The sequence below is a fragment of the Aureimonas sp. AU22 genome (genome assembly GCF_001463745.1).
GTDB lineage: Bacteria > Pseudomonadota > Alphaproteobacteria > Rhizobiales > Rhizobiaceae > Aureimonas.
Window position 1 is genome coordinate 1 of sequence record NZ_BBWJ01000070.1, and the last position, 1,176, is coordinate 1,176.

The 1,176-nt window shown below is 65.3% G+C and carries 1 protein-coding gene; it reads right to left on the reverse strand.

What is annotated here, in order from left to right:
• On the reverse strand, positions 1 to 1,176 hold a 1,176-nt coding region (gene tuf, locus AUL34_RS21670; RefSeq protein WP_061938841.1), incomplete at its 5' end, for an elongation factor Tu.

Here is a 1,176-nt window from a genome sequence, read left to right on the forward strand (position 1 = left end):
TTACTCGACGATGCTGGCGACGATGCCGGCGCCGACGGTGCGGCCGCCCTCGCGGATGGCGAAGCGCAGCTTCTCTTCCATCGCGATCGGAACGATCAGCTTGACGTCCATCGTCACGTTGTCGCCCGGCATCACCATCTCCGTGCCCTCCGGCAACGAGACGACGCCCGTCACGTCCGTCGTGCGGAAGTAGAACTGCGGACGATAGTTCGTGAAGAACGGCGTGTGGCGACCGCCCTCCTCCTTCGTCAGGATGTAGGCCTCGGCCATGAAGCGCGTGTGCGGCTTCACCGAACCCGGCTTGCACAGAACCTGGCCGCGCTCCACGCCCTCGCGGTCCACGCCGCGAACCAGCGCGCCAATGTTGTCGCCCGCCTGGCCCTGGTCCAGAAGCTTGCGGAACATCTCGACGCCCGTCACCGTCGTCTTCTTCGTGTCGCGGATGCCGACGATCTCGACTTCCTCGCCCACCTTCACGATGCCGCGCTCGACACGACCCGTCACCACCGTGCCCCGGCCCGAGATCGAGAACACGTCCTCGATCGGCATCAGGAACGGCAGGTTGATCGGACGCTCCGGCGTCGGGATGTAGGCGTCCACTTCCTTCATCAGCTGACGCACCGCGTCCTCGCCGATCTCCTTGTTGGAGTCCTCGAGCGCCGCCAGCGCCGAGCCCTTCACGATCGGAACGTCGTCGCCCGGGAAGTCGTAGGACGAGAGGAGCTCGCGAACCTCGAGCTCCACCAGCTCCAGAAGCTCGGCGTCGTCCACCTGGTCCACCTTGTTCAGGAACACCACAATCGCGGGAACGCCGACCTGGCGCGCCAGGAGGATGTGCTCGCGCGTCTGCGGCATCGGGCCGTCGGCCGCCGAGCACACCAGGATCGCGCCGTCCATCTGCGCCGCGCCCGTGATCATGTTCTTCACGTAGTCGGCGTGCCCGGGGCAGTCGACATGCGCATAGTGACGGTTCTCCGTCTCGTACTCGACGTGCGCCGTCGAGATCGTGATGCCGCGCGCCTTCTCCTCCGGCGCCGCATCGATCTGGTCGTACGCGCGGAACTCGCCGAAGTACTTCGTGATCGCCGCCGTCAGCGACGTCTTGCCGTGATCAACGTGACCAATCGTCCCGATGTTCACATGCGGCTTGTTACGCTCAAACTTGCTCTTCGCCAT